A 16,334-nucleotide genomic window follows, 5' to 3' on the forward strand; every position below is an offset into this window, starting at 1 on the left:
TAGAGTCAACTGAAGGGCCGTCGGAGACTACGACGTTGATAGGCGGGGTGTGTAAGCGTTGTGAGGCGTTGAGCTAACCCGTACTAATGACCCGTGAGGCTTAATCATACAACACCTAATGTGTTTTGATGTCTCAGAAATTAACGAGATACTTGTTGTGTTGTAAAGAACAGACTATCAGTTTTCGAAATTGTAACTTATTAGACTGGTAACCATAGCAAATTGGTCCCACCTGATCCCATTCCGAACTCAGTAGTGAAACGATTTAGCGCCGATGGTAGTGTGGGGCTTCCCCATGTGAGAGTAGGACATTGCCAGTCACCTATTTAGAGAAAGCCGCTGCAGAAATGTAGCGGCTTTTTTGTTTTCTGTTTGTGAAACGACTTAGCGCCGAAACTCGGCAACATGCTCTTGCGTTGCTCTACTACCGACATCCATGTCGGCAAGCGATCGTTGCTCGCGAATCAACTTGGGCATACCTCGTTTCCTTGAAACTTATTCAAGGGACTTCGGCATGCAATATAGTTACGGTTCTTTCACAAATACTACAACACAGCGTGGGGCTTCCCCAACTTGGTAAACCGAGCTGCGTTAGTCCGCTGGACTAACGGTCTCGGCTTACCTGAGTAGGACGCCGCTCTTACGCATTTCTATAATTACTCAATGTATTATTCGCTCGAAGAATGAGTGACAGTTGCTTCTTCGCAGGTACTTAACTCTGTCCAGGAATTTTAGTTGTTAGCGGCCTTGAGCATTTCTAATGCGTTGAGTGGCTTACTTTGTCGTATTGTGCGTGTTGGTCTCACTGCCGTTCTGCGTTTGAAACCGAGCATTTCGTATAGCTCCCCTTGTTGAACACGCAGTTCAGCACTTGAAATGAGCCCTTGTCGTTGGTATTGCTTGAGTAAGGCATCAATGACAGGTTTGAGTTCTTGTTTCGACATACCTGCCTTGACGCGTTTTTCGCTAAAGAGTCTTAATAAAATCTCGTCTAAGCCGGTTAACAGTGCGTTCCTTGTTTTGTCGTTAAAGATCGAAGGGAAGACTAATTCTGAGTCTCGAATTAGTCCTAATGCTTGGGTGAGTTCCTCTACGATACAGGCGACGAGTTTGCCATGCATCCGAGCTTGGTCGACTGGAATGAAGATGTGGGCAGATGTAATAAAATTACTACGATCGGTTTTCACGTTCGCTAAGCAAATAGCACCGTGCAGGTATTCAACTGCTGATGCGCCTACTTCAGTTTCAACGAGCTCTGATAGGGCTGATTGTCGCGTGAAGTAATAAAAGACATTTGCATCGGACTTGTTATTTACACGCTGTATATCGAATTGCGTAATGTCTCTGAGTTGTTTTATGTGAGCGTTGAGTAATTGGTTGTGTAACTGTTTGTCACCAATTTGATGTTCGACGTAGATTTTAAGTGGTGTATTCCATTTTCTGAGGTTTTGGTTTGGGCTATCGCCGTATTCTGATCCTAAGCCAACTTCGAAAAAACTATCGCTGATATAGCCAAGATCTGGCCAAGCTTTAGTCTTTGCGTATAAGTATTGGGCGGGTATTAAGCTCAATACAACGGCTAATACGCAAGTGAAAACTTTCAATTTTTACCTCAGTAAATGGTGTGTGTTTGTGTTGAATTTACTTTTTATTTACTATGACGAAAATTAACACGTGGGGCAAATAATGAACACGCTTATTTTGATTACTTTTATTAGTACCTTGTTACCATTTTTAGCGAAAATTCCAGTAGCGCTTGCAATGCATCGAAAAGGTGGGTATGACAATCGCCATCCTAGACAGCAGCAATCACAACTCACTGGTTTTGGGGCACGAGCACTTGCTGCGCATCAGAATTCATTCGAAGCGTTAATCATTTTTGGGGTTGCGATGGCTACGGCGATGGCGACCAACACGACAAATGAGGTGGTCATCTATTTGGGAGTCACACATTTAGTGGCGAGGGTACTTTACTGTGTGCTGTATTGGTTTGATATCAACATTATCCGTTCCATAGTGTGGGGCATTGGAACCGTAGCTAGTTTTGCGATTATTTGGCAGTGTCTGAGCTTTTAGCTGTTTGTTCTGCATCTGCGGCTAATGCACGTTGTTGTTTGCGATAGAGGCTCATCTGTTCATAGAAATGGTCCCACACACATGGACAGCAGGCGCCACCGCCACAGCAGTCGTCATCAAGTGGTTTTTCAGGCTTTTCAATTAAATCAGTCATCATTACTTCTTCTTGCAACATTAATGAGTAGTTTAACACTGTTGTGCTGATAATAAAAAAGCCGCCACTACGTTTTGTAGGGCGGCTTTGGAAGCTAGTTAATCGCTTTAATTAGAGGCTTGGGCCTGCTGCTACTAATGATTTACCTTCTTCAGTATCAGTGAATTTCTCGAAGTTATTTACGAAGCGCTTAGCAAGATCTTGAGCTTTTTCTTCCCACTCGGCTGCATCTTGGTAAGTATCGCGTGGATCCAGGATATCACCTTCTACACCCTCAACGTTAGTTGGAACGCTTAGGTTGAAGTGAGGAAGTGTTTGACACTCAGCGTTGTCGATTGAGCCGTCTAGGATCGCATCGATAATAGCGCGAGTAGCTTTGATAGAGATACGCTTGCCAGTACCGTTCCAACCAGTGTTTACTAGGTATGCAGTAGCGCCTGCATCTTCCATACGCTTAGTTAAAACTTCAGCATATTGTGTTGGGTGAAGCGTTAGGAACGCCGCGCCGAAACACGAAGAGAATGTTGGCGTTGGTTCGGTAATACCGCGCTCAGTACCTGCTAGTTTCGCTGTGAAACCAGATAGGAAGTAGTAACGTGTTTGCTCAGGCGTTAATTTAGATACTGGTGGTAATACACCGAACGCATCAGCAGTTAAGAAAATAACTTTCTTAGCGTGACCTGCTTTTGATACCGGCTTAACGATGTTATCGATGTGGTAGATTGGGTAAGAAACACGAGTGTTCTCTGTTTTTGAGTTATCGTCGTAATCGATCTTACCATCGCTATCTACTGTCACGTTTTCTAATAGCGCATCGCGACGGATTGCATTGTAGATATCTGGTTCGTTTTCTTCGCTTAGGTTGATCGTTTTCGCGTAACAACCGCCTTCGAAGTTAAATACGCCGTTGTCATCCCAACCGTGCTCGTCGTCACCGATTAATTGACGCTTAGGATCTGTTGATAGGGTAGTTTTACCTGTACCAGATAGTCCGAAGAATACCGCTGTGTCACCGTCTTTACCAACGTTAGCACTACAGTGCATTGAGGCGATGCCTTTTAATGGTAATAGGTAGTTCATCATTGAGAACATACCTTTCTTCATTTCGCCACCGTACCAAGTACCGCCGATTAGCTGCATGCGCTCTGTTAGGTTAAAGGCAACGAAGTTCTCTGAATTTAAGCCCTGCTCTTTCCAGTTTGGATTCGTTGTTTTTGCACCGTTCATTACCACAAAATCAGGTACGAAAGTTTCTAACTCTTCTTCTGATGGACGGATGAACATGTTTTTAACGAAGTGAGCTTGCCATGCAACCTCAGTGATGAAGCGAACTTTTAGGCGCGTATCTTCATTGGCACCACAAAATGTGTCAACAACAAATAGGCGCTTGCCTGATAGTTGTGTTGAAACTAAACCTTTTAGTGAATCCCAAGTTTCAGGAGTCATTGGTTTGTTGTCGTTTTTACCTTGATCTGACCACCATACTGTGTCGCGCGTTACGTCGTCGCGAACAATGTATTTGTCTTTTGGCGAACGGCCAGTAAAAATCCCTGTATCTACTGATACTGCACCCGATTGCGTCACTACGCCTTTATCATAGCCAGAAAGTGTGGCTTTTGTTTCTTCTTCAAACAGTTGATCGTAAGAAGGGTTGTAAACAATCTCTTGGACGTCGTTAATACCATATTGAGTTAAATCGATAGTGGTATTGTTACCAGCTGTGGCGACGGTCATTTTTTAGCTCCTAAGGGTGGTAAGTTGTATGTAATGGTTACATCAAGGTTTGGTAATCTAGCCATTTGGCTGACGCGATTGTACAGGATCTTAGGGTGTGATTTAAACCACGTATTTAATAAAAATGTCATTAAGTGCTTTACACTGCTTAGGTAATTAGTCTAATGCCTTGTTTGGCTTGGGTTTGAGCTCGATAGCATACTCGAAAAAAATTAATGAAAGTCGAGGTGAAAGTCTTTCATTTTGGTGATTTTAAGGCGTAAAAAAGCCCGATTTTTAAATCAGGCTTTTAGATTGAGATGATAAATTTAATAGTTTGTTAACTGAGTGTAAATTTATTAGTGCAGTTGGTCGCTGTTTTCTGATGGATCGTGAAACAATTGAGCAACATCTTCACTGCCAAATTCGTATTTAGTATTACAGTAATCACAGTGCATTTGGATACTACCTTGCTCAGTAATAATTGCTTCTGCTTCTTCACGGCCAATAGAAATAATTGCCGAACCGCTGCGTTCAACAGAACATGTACAGTTGAAGCTAACATCTTGAGGATCGAAGATGCGCACTTCCTCTTGGTGATACAGACGAGTTAGGATTACTTGTGGCTCTAGTTCAAATAACTCTTCATCTTTAATGGTCGCACTAAGCTGATGCAGGTTATCGTAGCCGTCATCATCTGCTTGGCTTTCTTCTGGTAGGGCTTGCAGCATCATGCCTGCGGCGTTTTCTTCGTTAGCGAATAACCAAAAGTTAGTTTTTAATTGCTCAGATTGGGCGAAGTATGATTCTAGTACTTCCGCGATAGTGTCTTTATCTACCGCAACAATACCTTGGTAACGTTCACCTTGCTTAGGTGTGATGGTAATGACCATGTAACCTTTTTTGAACAAATCGGTTAGTTTATCAGTGGTTACTTCACCAGTGACATTGGCAACTGCACGTAGTTCTTGTTGATCATTACCATTGACAACCATCGCAGGAATTGGACCTTCGCCTTGGATTTGAACGGCGATATCTCCTTCAAATTTTAGCAATGCCGTTAACATTGATGTTGCTGCTAGCAATTGGCCAAGCAATGTATTCACCGCTGCCGGGTAGTCGTGATTGTTAATGATTTCGCGATAAGTGTTAGAGACTTGCGCAAGTTCGCCACGTACGTGGACGTTATCAAATAGATAACGGTTTAATTGATCGTTCATAGTGTTCCGGTGCTATTTAAAACTACTGGTTTTTAAATTGAATAATTTTTCGGCGTTGCTTTTTGTCTGGGCGCTTGTCTGGATGTGGATTATCGAGCGCATGAAGTTTACGTAGTTCGGCATTTTGCTGTCGTTTAGTGACACTTTGCGCTGTTTCTTCGTAAAGCGTTTGTGCGATGGGAGCGCCACGGCGTTGGTCACTTAACTGAAGAATTTCTACTTCTTTCACTTCATTTCCCTGACGCAGGGTAATCATTGCACCAACCTCGACGATTTTACTCGGCTTGCTGCGTTGATTGTTATAAGACACTTTACCCGACTGAATCATGTCACGGGCAATAGAACGTGTTTTATAGAATCTAGCTGCCCACAACCACTTATCTAATCGGACAGAAAGAGATGATTTTTCAGCTAAATTCATGGTGTTCCTACGTCATAAAAAGTTCCGCAAAAATTAACACAATTCGTGTTTTTTTTCTATGCTGATTTGGGGACGATAGATAGCGATTTCAATGGTTGTGACGCAGGCAATAACTTAGTATAGTGTTGTGTCTTTGATAATAATTCGCATATCCAGATTCTTCGTTATGCTAAGTTAGTAATTTTACTGTGATATTTAATGTTAACTATAAATAAAATAATCGCCTATTCGACGAAAAATCTTTCAAAAATTGTTGCCTTAATCACCAGTATCTTGATTATCTTGGCGATTTATTACGCGGCCAAATTGACTTGGTTGGTTTTGACTCCTAATTCTACGCATGCTCCATGGCAGCCGCCTTCGGTCACCCAAGGCGGCAGCGCAACTTCATCGATAAATTTTTCGAACTTTCATTGGTTTGGCAAACCTAATGCTCAGCCAGTTGAAGAGCAACCACAGCAAGAAATTACTGACGCGCCCAAGACATCACTCAATATGACGCTGACAGGCGTGGTAGCTAATAACGATGTGAAACGATCGATGGCGATCATTGAGTATCAAGCAAAACAAGATACTTACGTGATAAATCAGAAGGTCCCATCATCGCGTGCCAGTATTGCTGAAATTCATCACGATCGCGTGATACTTAAAAACAATGGTCGTTACGAAACGCTAATGCTTGACGGTTTTGATTATTCGAAGCCTAAGCCAGCAACTCAAACTAATCGTAAACAACTATCAGCTGGCCCGAAGAAACAATTGGGTAGTAAGTTTTCGAAAACGCGACAAGAAATTTTGGCAGATCCTGGAAAAATCATGGACTACATAGCCATTAGCCCTGTGAGCACTAACGGAAAAGTGAAGGGTTATCGATTAAACCCAGGTCGCAATCCTGAGCTGTTCCGCGCTTCTGGTTTAAAACCGCGAGATCTTGCCGTTGCTATTAATGGATACGATTTATCTGATCCAACACAGTCGATTCGCGTGATGAGTGAATTGCGCAACATGAATAATATTATGATCACCGTTGAGCGCGATGGTCAGTTAACCGATATAGAATTTGCATTGCCATAGCAATGCATCGCCAAGGAAATAATAACATGTCTGGAAAGAGACGCTTTTTCTCACCGAATAAATGTGCAGCCGCTATGTTAATGGCGAGTTTAATGGCACTGCCAGCAACTACTATTGCGAGCCAGTATTCAGCTAGCTTCAAAGGCACCGATATTAATGAGTTCATTAATACTGTTGGTCGCGCACTGAATAAAACTATCATTATTGAGCCAAATGTACGCGGTAAAATTAACGTTCGTAGCTACGAGACCTTTAACGAAGAGCAGTACTACCAATTCTTCTTAAGCGTGTTAGAGGTTTATGGCTATGCTGTGGTTGAGATGGATAACAACATTCTCAAAATTATTAAAGACAAAGAAGCGAAATCATCTGCCATTCCAGTGATTGGCCCTAATGACACAGGTGTTGGCGATGAAATGGTAACGCGTATTGTGCCTGTATATAACGTGCCTGTTCGTGATCTCACCCCTATCTTGCGTCAGCTAAATGATAACAGCGGCGGTGGTAATATCGTCGCGCATGATGCTTCTAACGTGATTATGCTGACTGGCCGTGCGTCAAAAGTGAATCGCATTGTGGAAATGATCCGCCGCGTTGATAAGCAAGGTGACCAAGAAGTTTCTATCGTTAAACTAAAATACGCTTCTGCACCTGAGCTAGTACGCATTATTGAAACCATTATTACCAATACTGGTGGCAGTAAATCTAAATCTGCCAATCAACTTACCCCGAAATTAGTCGCCGACGAGCGTACTAATAGTGTGGTAGTGAGTGGTGAAAAACGCGCGCGGGATCGTGCTGTATCTCTTGTTAAGCGACTTGATAATGAACAAGAAAGTTCGGGTAATACCAAGGTTGTTCACCTGCGTTATGCTCAAGCAAAAGAGGTGGTGAAAGTATTAACTGGCGTTGCTGATTCAATAAAGAATGGCACTTCTTCGAGTAAATCAAAATCTAAAAACTCCAAGCGTGACGTCAACATTCAAGCGCATGAAGATACTAACTCGTTGGTAATCACCGCTCAACCAGATGTCATGCGCAGTTTAGAAGGCGTTATTCGTCAACTTGATTTCCGCCGTGCGCAAATCAATGTAGAAGCTATTATCGTTGAGGTTAGTGAAGGCGACGGTATCGATTTGGGCGTGCAATGGGCAAGTGCTGATGGCGGCATGATCCAATTTAATAATGGTGGTGCAGGCGTTAGCCAGATTGCTGCTGGTGCTATTGCGGCTCGCGATGAAACCGTTCCAGGCTCTACCGTTCGTGATGCGAATGGTGGTGAGACGGTAAATAAAGAAGTCGTACAGCGTGGTGATTACACCTTACTGCAAAATGTTCTAGGCGGCGTAAACGGTGCACTGGCTGGTTTTGTAAAAGGCGATTGGGGCGCGGTTATTCAAGCGGTTAGTGCGGCTTCAACCTCTAATATTTTAGCAACCCCGAACATTACGACGCTTGATAACCAAGAAGCAGACTTTGTAGTTGGTGAAGAAGTGCCGGTAATTACGGGCTCAGCGGCAAGCAATAACAATAGTAATCCATTCCAAACTATTGAGCGTAAAGAAGTTGGTATCAAACTTAAAGTAACACCACAAATCAACGAAGGTGATGCGGTACAACTTAAGATTGAACAAGAAGTTTCTGGCGTTAAAGGCGGCACTGCTGGTACTGCAGTTGATGTTATTTTCTCAAAACGTTCAGTAACCACAACTGTAATGGTTGATGATGGTCAAATCGTAGTTATTGGCGGTTTGATTGATGAAGACGTGCAAGAAACAGAATCTAAAGTACCGCTACTGGGCGATATTCCTGTGTTAGGGCATCTATTTCGCTCGACTAAGAGTAGTAAGAATAAACGTAACCTAATGATTTTCATTAAGCCGACAATTATTCGAGATGCCGCAACTATGCAGCAATTAAGCTCTAGAAAATACAATATGATCCGTGCCGAGCAACTGTCTCAACGAGAAGATGGTATTTCATTAATGCCGTTTACCGACCAGCCAGTAATTAACGAAGATCCTGCTGATATTAAGTTGCCAAAATCATTGCAAGACTTTGTTGATGAGCACAACGAAAAGATGACTGGTAAGCCTACAGAGAAAAACGATGAATAATGACGTGCGAGAAGACGCAGAACTCATCGAAGCGGTAGATGCCAATGAGCAAGACGTTGTCGAGCAAGCTGATGAGATTGTAAGTGCTGGCGAATTTAGTTTTGCGTTCGCTAAGCGTCATCAAGTGTTGCTTGAGCGCGAAGAAGAACGCACTGCTATTTACTATAGTGATGCAACAGAATTAGCTGGCTTAATGGAAGCACGGCGTTTTGTGGGTCATGACGCGCAATTGATTAAACTCTCTTCTGATGATTTTGAGCGTGATTTAACGATCAAGTATCAACACGATACTTCACAGACTCAGCAGTTAGTTGAAGATCTCGGTAATGACGTTGACCTCTTTACCCTGGCCGACGAGCTAACCGAAACTCAAGATTTACTTGAGTCGGAAGACGATGCGCCGATCATCAAACTGATTAACGCAACGCTTAGTGAAGCCATTAAAGAAGGTGCCAGTGATGTTCACATTGAGACTTTCGAAAAGCAGCTGACTATTCGTTTTCGCGTTGATGGTATTCTGCGTGAAGTGCTAAAGCCTAATCGCAAATTGGCTTCTCTATTGGTTTCTCGTATTAAGGTTATGGCGCGTCTAGATATCGCTGAAAAGCGTGTGCCACAAGATGGTCGTATTTCGCTGCGCATTGCCGGTCGCGGTGTTGATGTGCGTGTATCGACAATGCCGTCGAGTCATGGTGAACGTGTGGTATTGCGTTTACTCGATAAGAACCAAGCGCGTTTAAACCTCAAAGATCTCGGGATGACTGAAAGCGTGCGTGAGCGCTTTAACCATCTTATTCACCGTCCACACGGAATTATCCTTGTTACCGGCCCAACAGGCTCAGGTAAGAGTACCACCTTGTATGCTGGTCTAACTGATTTAAACAGTAAAGATCGTAATATTCTGACTGTTGAAGATCCTATCGAGTACAACATCGATGGTATTGGTCAAACACAGGTGAATGCCAAGGTTGATATGACTTTTGCGCGTGGACTGCGCGCTATCTTACGTCAGGATCCCGATGTGGTAATGATTGGTGAGATCCGTGATTTAGAAACGGCGCAAATTGCAGTACAAGCCAGTTTAACCGGTCACTTAGTGATGTCGACGCTGCATACTAACACAGCTGTTGGCGCAGTAACGCGTCTGCAAGATATGGGTGTTGAAACCTTCTTATTATCTTCGAGTTTACTAGGTGTGTTAGCGCAGCGTCTTGTGCGTACTTTATGTGAAGACTGTCGCGAAGAGCACCATGCCGATGAAGCAGAATTAGCTTTATTGGGTAAATCAGAGCCAACCATTATTTATCGACCGAAAGGTTGTGAATCATGTAACTACACGGGCTATAAAGGCCGTACTGGTATTCACGAGTTACTTGAAGTTGATGATGTGGTGCGCGAAATGATCCACAACGGCGCCAGTGAATCTGAAATCGAGCGTCAGGCGCGTACCGTGAGTGCAGGTATTCGCGGCGACGGTGTATCTAAAGTGCTAGCGGGTATTACAACGCTTGAAGAAGTATTACGAGTAACAAGGGAAGAATAGCGTGGCAGCATTTGAGTACAAAGCGCTAAACAAGCAAGGAAAGCAGCTAAAGGGCGTATTAGAGGCTGACTCGTCGCGTCAAATTCGCCAGCAATTGCGCGATAAAGGTTTGATGCCGCTTGAAGTAAATCAAGTGGCTAGCGTGACGACTAAGAAGAAAAGCAGCTTGTTTGCTAAAAAAATTAGCGCCGCTGATCTTGCCCTTGTAACACGTCAATTGGCTACCTTAGTTCAATCATCTTTACCAATCGAAGAAAGTCTGCAAGCCGTGGCTGAGCAATGTGAAGAAGCCAAAGTTAAATCTATTGTGATGGCGGTGCGTAGTCGCGTAGTAGAAGGATATAGCCTTGCCGATTCGATGGCTGAATATCCCGATGTATTTGAAAAACTTTACACGGCGATGGTGGCTGCGGGGGAAAAATCGGGTCATCTCGATACCGTATTAAATCGTCTGGCCGATTACACTGAGCAGCGCCAAGCAATGCGCAGCAAGTTAATGCAGGCGATGATTTATCCTGTCATGTTAACTACAGTTGCTATTGGCGTTATTGCATTATTACTGGCGCTGGTGGTGCCACAAGTGGTGCAGCAGTTCGATCACATGTCACAGGATTTGCCTTGGGCGACTCAGCTGTTAATTACCTTAAGTGATTTTGTCCGCGACTATGGTTTGATAATCGTCGGTTTGATTATTGTTGGTATTGTTTTGTTTAAACAGCGCCTCAAAAATGAAGCATTTGAGCTTAAAGTTCACAAACGCATTCTTAGTATGGCGGTGATTGGTAAAGTGTCTCGTGGTGTTAACACCGCCCGCTTTGCTCGAACGTTAAGTATCTTAACGTCTTCGAGTGTGCCATTACTCGAAAGTATGAAAATTTCCGCTGAGGTATTGGCAAATCAACACATGCGAGCGGCAATTTTAGATGCAGCAAATTATGTTCGTGAGGGTTCAAGCCTGCGCGCGTCGTTGACCCAAACGAAACTATTTCCACCGATGATGCTCCATATGATTGCATCAGGTGAAAAAAGTGGTGAGCTTGAGCAAATGCTCGGCCGCGCCGCTGACAACCAAGATCGAGAATTTGAAGCAACGGCTAATATCGCCTTGGGTATTTTTACTCCGGCAATCGTTGTGACTATGGCAGTCATTGTATTTTTTATCGTGATTGCGATTTTACAGCCAATTTTGGCACTAAACTCGTTAGTCGGGGCTTAGTATTAAATGTTAGTAAGAGAGAGTATTATGAAAAACAACAAGCAAAAACAAGGCGGTTTTACGCTTATTGAATTAATGGTAGTTATCGTTATTTTAGGCCTGCTAGGCGCGATGGTAGTTCCTAGTGTATTTGGCAGTAAAGAAAAGGCTGACTTCCAAAAAGTACGTTCTGATATTGGCCAATACGAAGCGGCGCTTAAGCGTTACCGTTTGGACAACGGCAGTTATCCAACGACAGATCAAGGTTTGGAAGCGTTAGTGAATAAGCCAACAATCGATCCTATCCCGCGTAATTTTAGCGATGAAGGTTATGTTGACCGTTTATTTAACGATCCTTGGGGCAATGAATACTACATGTTAAGCCCTGGTGAGAACGGCAAAATCGACATTTACTCAGCGGGTCCTGACGGTGAAGAAGGTACTGATGATGATATCGGTAACTGGAACATGCACGACAAGCCACAAGAGCAATAAGTAGTTCATTGTGAATCGCGCCCCTATTTCAGCAACTAGACAACAAGGCTTCACCCTAATCGAGGTCCTTATTGTTGTGCTTATTATGGGGCTAGCAACTAGCTTTGTAGTGATGTCGGTTAGCGGCAATAGCCACAAAGAGCAAGTGAAACGCGCCGCGCTGAAAATGGCGGCATTATCGAATATTGCCCTTGATCAAGCTGTGCTATCGGGGCGTGATTACGGCGTGGTATTCGCGCGAGATAAATATCATTTTGTTGAATTAGTCGAACAGCGCTGGCAACCGGCGCAAGACGAGTTACTGCAAGAACAAGAGCTACAAGACATCTTTTTAGAAGCTGAAGTTGAAGGCTTTAGATGGTTACCCGATCAAGAAGACTTTTCATCGAGTGCGCTGTTTACCGAACGCGAAGTTGACCAAGAACAAGATGAAAAAGAAAAACCACATATCCCGCAATTACTTATTCTATCTTCTGGCGAAATGACGCCATTTCGACTGACGTTTGCTGTAGATCCTGAAAAGGTCTTTAACTTAGAAACCAGCGATGCAGAATATTTTGCCGTTGTTAAAGCAAATACGCTGGGCCTGTTGACGGTATTAGATTCCAATGATGAGGAATCTTATGAATAACAATCGAGCCTTTAAGCGCCAACGTGGTTTAACCCTAATCGAAGTGATGGCTGCCTTAGCGATTTTTGCTGTTGCTGCTTTGGCTATTGTTAATGCGGCCGGTGAACACATTCGCAGTTTGACCTATCTCGAACAAAAAAACATGGCGTTGTGGGTGGCTAATAATCATCTCACTCAACTATCACTAGAAGATAAGTTTCCACAGCTTGGTGAAAAGAAAGGCAATGTTGAGATGGCCAATGTCACTTGGTATTGGCAACAGAAGGTAGTGAAAACGCCAGATCCGAAATTTAGGGCAGTGACTATTCGAATTCTCAGTGAAGAAAAAGGCGAATATGCACTGGCTGAACTTACCACTTATATGGTGGCGAAATCATGAAAAAAAATGGTTTCACGTTAATTGAAGTACTTATTGCAATGGCCATTGTCGCCATCATTGGTGTTGCATCGGCACAGGTAGTGTCATCGGTGATTGACAGCGATCAAGCATCGCAAAAGGCAGATAAACGCATTACGCTATTGCAGCGTACCTACCAGACAATTCAGCGTGATATGTTGCAAATGGCGACGCGAAGCGTGCGAGTAAACGGTGGTAAGCCACAAAAACGCTATATTTTTGCGGGTGAAAACGTGCTTGAAAGCGATGAGGATGGCATCGTATTTACCCGTAAAGGCTGGCGAAATCCAGCGCAGATGTTCCCTCGCAGCAATTTACAAGGCGTCGGCTACCGGGTGAGAGATGGCAAGCTAGAACGCTTACACTTTCTCTACCCCGACCAAGCTGCGGGTGTCGAGCCGGAAGTAACCACTCTAATCGAAGGGGTTACTGGTTTTAAAATTGAATATTTTGATGCCAAGAAGTGGCAAAAAGAATGGCAAAAGCCAACGCTGCCTAAAGGCATAGCATTAGATATTACGACTGAGGCTTTTGGTGATATTCGCTGGCAATTTTTAGTGCCCGGTGGCCCAGTTGCTCAAACGGCGCAAGGTGGTAATCCTTGATGGCAACATTAGTGAATCATGGATTTAAGCGCCAACGCGGTGTTGCATTAATTACTGTATTGCTGGTGGTGGCCATAGTGGTGATCCTAGCGGCTAACATGACAGGACGACTGCAATTGCTAATGGGGCGCAGCATTAATATGCAAGCCGATCAGCAGGGCTTGTGGTCGGCAATGGCGGGTGAACAGTTAGTATTTAATGTGCTAGAAGAAGACCATAAGGACGATCCGCAAAAGGTTCACTTGTCGCAGTTATGGGCGCGTGAGGGCATGGTGTTTCCGTTAAGTGATGGCGCCTTGTCTGGAGAAGTTAGAGATTTACATAGCTGTTTTAATGTCAATGCATTAGGCGCTAAAAAAGAAGACAACCAGCAACAACAAAGAAGCCTGCCACAGCGCCAATTTGAAGTATTGTTAAGACAATTAGAAATTGAAGATTACGTTGCGGAAGTACTTTCGTATACCATTGCTGATTGGGTGGACGAAGACAGTCGCATCACGGGGAATTTCGGGGCAGAAGATGAGACTTATTCCAGTCGTCCCGTGCCTTACATAACCGCTAACAGCCCAATAGGGGATATTAGCGAGTTATTGGCTATCGAAGGCATGACGCCGGCGATATATCGTGAAGTGGCTCCGTATTTATGCGCGCTGCCAAATACAGAAAATAAGCTTAACGTTAATACGATTAAAGAAGAGCACGCTCAATTGCTGGTGGCGATGTTTGAAAACAAGATGACTGTTGAAGATGCTAAATCGCTCCTTAGCAGTCGTGATCCAGAAGGGTTTAAATCGGTTGATGATTTTTTTAATAGCCCAGAGATCACCAGCATGGGTAAGCTGGATGACAAACTCAAAGAACAATTTGATATAAAAAGCCAAGACTTTAAGGCGACATTGACTTATACGGTGGAAGATCAGAGTTTTACACTCAATAGCGTGTATCACCGAGACAACGGTGGCAAACTGCATGTGGTCTCACGGCAAATAGGCAATGATAAATAGATCATGAGGAATTTTTAGGTGAGTGAACGTTTAATAATACGTTTAGGCAGTAATGCAGAGGACGCTATCCATTGGCTCCACTATAACGACAAGGCGCAAGAGGTTATTGGCTCTGGATCGTTAAATAGTGCCAGTGAATTAACGCAACTTGCTGGACAGGTTGCCAATGTTAATGTCCAGGTGTTGGTACCTGGCAGTGACATTAGCTATTTTGAAGTGGAAGTGCCAAAGAGTAATCGCCGCCAAGCAATTGCGGCTATTCCATTTATGCTTGAAGATGAGCTGGCCAGTGATATTGATGCGCTACATTTCGTGTATGGCAATGTTAATGACAACCGTCAAAGCGTTTATGTGTGTGAGAAAAGCAAGCTAGCCAATTGGCTCGATTGGTTTGCTGAGGCTGAAATTAGCGTGACGCAGTTTACGCCGGATTATTTAGCGGTGCCGCTAGCTAAAGATGATAGCAATATCAGTGCGCTGCAGTTTGACGAGCAAATACTACTGCGTCTAAATGCGAATCACGGTCTGTGTATTAACGAACAGTGGCTAGAGGTTACCTTAACCATGCTTAGCGGCGAGGAAGAGACTTTGACGCTGGAGCATTACGACATAGCGCAGCAGAATCAACTTGAGTCTCATCAGTGGCATCCACAGCCATTAATGTTGCCAATGCAGCAACTGGCAATGTCGTTGGTTAAATTGCCGTTGAATTTGCTCGTTGGTGAATTTGCACAAAACAAAAAAAGCAATACGCAATGGAAGGTGTGGCGCGGCGTTGCTGTTGCGGCGTCTCTGTTGGTGGTGTTATTTTTCGTTGAACAATTTATTCGCGTCAATCAACTTGAGCAGCAACAAGCGCAGCTTAAACAGCAAACTGAAGATATCTATCGCAAACTCAACCCTAATGTTCGCAAGGTCATTAAACTCAAATCGCGGATGCAGCAAGAACTAAATCAGCTCGCCGGTGGCGGTGGCAGTAATGAACTCTTTGCGATGTTAGAGACCATGAATAGCGCTTTTAACTCGGTGCCTAGCGTTAAACCGAGCAACATCAAATTTGATCAACGTCGCAATGAATTGAGATTGCAGGCTGAGGCGAATTCGTATCAGGACTTTGAGAAATTTAAAGGCTTGTTAGAGCAACAATATACAGTGACAACAGGTGCCATGAATAACAATGGTAGCAAGGTCAATGGCTCGCTAGTGGTTAAGGGGTAGTTATGAAGGATTGGTTTAACGGTTTAGCACAACGCGAACAACGCCTTATTTTGGCAATGTTAGGCGTGGTGATTATCGCAATTGTCTTTTTCGCCTTGATTCAGCCACTGCAAGAGCGCGTAGCTCGCGCTGAATTAAGCGTAAAGCGTAATCAACAATTATTAAGCTGGGTGGAAACGAATGCGGCTAAGATAGTTCAATTGCGCGCCAAAGGTGGTGTGTCAGCATCGGCCAGTGGCTCCATTGAACAACGTATTAATCGCTCTGCGCGCCAATACAAAATTACCATTAATCGTTTACAGCCTCAAAACAAGAAAATGCAGGTGATGATCGATAAAGCGCCATTCAACAGCATTTTACAATGGGTGCAGGCGCTACAGCTCAAGCAAGGACTTACCATTGAAATTGCAGATATTCGTGCCGATGCTCAATCGGGATATGTCAAAACACGTTTGGTGGTGAGTCAGTAAG

17 protein-coding genes and 2 rRNA genes are annotated in these 16,334 nt (G+C 43.8%); 14 read left to right on the forward strand and 5 right to left on the reverse strand.

All coding sequences use genetic code 11. From position 1 onward, the window contains the following. Together MHM98_RS12690 and rrf are read left to right on the forward strand one after the other, a co-directional pair. A 23S ribosomal RNA gene (locus MHM98_RS12690) occupies window positions 1–108 on the forward strand; the annotation flags it as partial. Between the two features lie 96 nt (window positions 109–204). Then, a 5S ribosomal RNA gene (gene rrf, locus MHM98_RS12695) occupies window positions 205–320 on the forward strand. A 411-nt stretch (window positions 321–731) separates the two neighbouring features. Here rrf and MHM98_RS12700 read toward each other — a convergent pair. Beyond that, the gene (locus tag MHM98_RS12700) at window positions 732–1,604 is read right to left on the reverse strand and encodes a DUF2927 domain-containing protein (RefSeq protein WP_239439723.1); all 873 of its coding nucleotides are present in this window, start codon (window positions 1,602–1,604) and stop codon (window positions 732–734) included. Between the two features lie 82 nt (window positions 1,605–1,686). Between MHM98_RS12700 and MHM98_RS12705 the strand changes: the two genes are divergently transcribed. Then, the gene (locus MHM98_RS12705) at window positions 1,687–2,076 is read left to right on the forward strand and encodes an MAPEG family protein (protein ID WP_239439724.1); all 390 of its coding nucleotides are present in this window, start codon (window positions 1,687–1,689) and stop codon (window positions 2,074–2,076) included. Here MHM98_RS12705 and MHM98_RS12710 read toward each other — a convergent pair. The 4 genes from MHM98_RS12710 to hslR all read right to left on the reverse strand — a co-directional run bounded on the left by MHM98_RS12710 (window position 2,051) and on the right by hslR (window position 5,584). Next, a complete protein-coding gene (locus MHM98_RS12710; protein WP_239440113.1) occupies window positions 2,051–2,230 on the reverse strand; it encodes an oxidoreductase-like domain-containing protein in 180 nt (59 codons plus the stop codon). The genes MHM98_RS12705 and MHM98_RS12710 overlap by 26 nt on opposite strands. Before the next feature lie 111 nt (window positions 2,231–2,341). Beyond that, window positions 2,342–3,964 carry a phosphoenolpyruvate carboxykinase (ATP) gene (pckA, locus tag MHM98_RS12715; protein WP_239439725.1) on the reverse strand — a complete coding sequence of 541 codons (1,623 nt, stop codon included), beginning with the start codon at window positions 3,962–3,964 and terminating at the stop codon, window positions 2,342–2,344. Window positions 3,965–4,302: 338 nt separating this feature from the next. Continuing rightward, window positions 4,303–5,163, reverse strand: a complete 861-nt coding sequence (gene hslO / locus MHM98_RS12720; protein ID WP_239439726.1) for an Hsp33 family molecular chaperone HslO — start codon at window positions 5,161–5,163, stop codon at window positions 4,303–4,305. 22 nt (window positions 5,164–5,185) lie between these two features. Next, on the reverse strand, window positions 5,186–5,584 hold the full coding sequence (gene hslR / locus MHM98_RS12725) for a ribosome-associated heat shock protein Hsp15 (protein WP_239439727.1): 399 nt from the start codon (window positions 5,582–5,584) through the stop codon (window positions 5,186–5,188). A gap of 198 nt (window positions 5,585–5,782) precedes the next feature. On the opposite strand from hslR, the gene gspC reads away from it, so the two are divergent. The 11 genes from gspC to MHM98_RS12780 all read left to right on the forward strand — a co-directional run bounded on the left by gspC (window position 5,783) and on the right by MHM98_RS12780 (window position 16,333). Next, window positions 5,783–6,658, forward strand: a complete 876-nt coding sequence (gene gspC, locus MHM98_RS12730; RefSeq protein ID WP_239439728.1) for a type II secretion system protein GspC — start codon at window positions 5,783–5,785, stop codon at window positions 6,656–6,658. 74 nt (window positions 6,659–6,732) lie between these two features. After that, window positions 6,733–8,775, forward strand: coding sequence for a type II secretion system secretin GspD (gspD, locus tag MHM98_RS12735; RefSeq protein WP_239440114.1), 2,043 nt, complete (start codon window positions 6,733–6,735; stop codon window positions 8,773–8,775). Further along, on the forward strand, window positions 8,768–10,318 hold the full coding sequence (gene gspE / locus MHM98_RS12740; RefSeq protein WP_239439729.1) for a type II secretion system ATPase GspE: 1,551 nt from the start codon (window positions 8,768–8,770) through the stop codon (window positions 10,316–10,318). The genes gspD and gspE overlap by 8 nt, the downstream gene beginning before the upstream one ends. A 1-nt stretch (window position 10,319) precedes the next feature. Next, window positions 10,320–11,534, forward strand: coding sequence for a type II secretion system inner membrane protein GspF (gspF, locus tag MHM98_RS12745; RefSeq protein WP_239439730.1), 1,215 nt, complete (start codon window positions 10,320–10,322; stop codon window positions 11,532–11,534). A 27-nt stretch (window positions 11,535–11,561) separates the two neighbouring features. Further along, window positions 11,562–12,008, forward strand: a complete 447-nt coding sequence (gspG, locus tag MHM98_RS12750) for a type II secretion system major pseudopilin GspG (RefSeq protein WP_239439731.1) — start codon at window positions 11,562–11,564, stop codon at window positions 12,006–12,008. 10 nt (window positions 12,009–12,018) lie between these two features. Then, entirely contained in the window at window positions 12,019–12,639 is a 621-nt protein-coding gene (gene gspH / locus MHM98_RS12755; RefSeq protein WP_239439732.1) for a type II secretion system minor pseudopilin GspH, read from the forward strand. Then, window positions 12,632–13,018 carry a type II secretion system minor pseudopilin GspI gene (gene gspI, locus MHM98_RS12760; protein WP_239439733.1) on the forward strand — a complete coding sequence of 129 codons (387 nt, stop codon included), beginning with the start codon at window positions 12,632–12,634 and terminating at the stop codon, window positions 13,016–13,018. The genes gspH and gspI overlap by 8 nt, the downstream gene beginning before the upstream one ends. Then, complete coding sequence (gene gspJ / locus MHM98_RS12765) at window positions 13,015–13,641, forward strand: type II secretion system minor pseudopilin GspJ (protein ID WP_239439734.1); 627 nt, start codon at window positions 13,015–13,017, stop codon at window positions 13,639–13,641. Before gspI ends, gspJ begins: the two co-directional genes overlap by 4 nt. After that, window positions 13,641–14,645, forward strand: a complete 1,005-nt coding sequence (gene gspK, locus MHM98_RS12770) for a type II secretion system minor pseudopilin GspK (RefSeq protein WP_239439735.1) — start codon at window positions 13,641–13,643, stop codon at window positions 14,643–14,645. The genes gspJ and gspK overlap by 1 nt, the downstream gene beginning before the upstream one ends. Window positions 14,646–14,663: 18 nt before the next feature. Further along, window positions 14,664–15,863, forward strand: coding sequence for a type II secretion system protein GspL (gspL, locus tag MHM98_RS12775; protein ID WP_239439736.1), 1,200 nt, complete (start codon window positions 14,664–14,666; stop codon window positions 15,861–15,863). Window positions 15,864–15,865: 2 nt separating this feature from the next. Continuing rightward, a complete protein-coding gene (locus MHM98_RS12780) occupies window positions 15,866–16,333 on the forward strand; it encodes a type II secretion system protein M (protein WP_239439737.1) in 468 nt (155 codons plus the stop codon). Window position 16,334 lies beyond the last annotated feature (1 nt).

The sequence above is a fragment of the Psychrobium sp. MM17-31 genome, assembly GCF_022347785.1.
Taxonomy (GTDB): Bacteria; Pseudomonadota; Gammaproteobacteria; order Enterobacterales; family Psychrobiaceae; genus Psychrobium.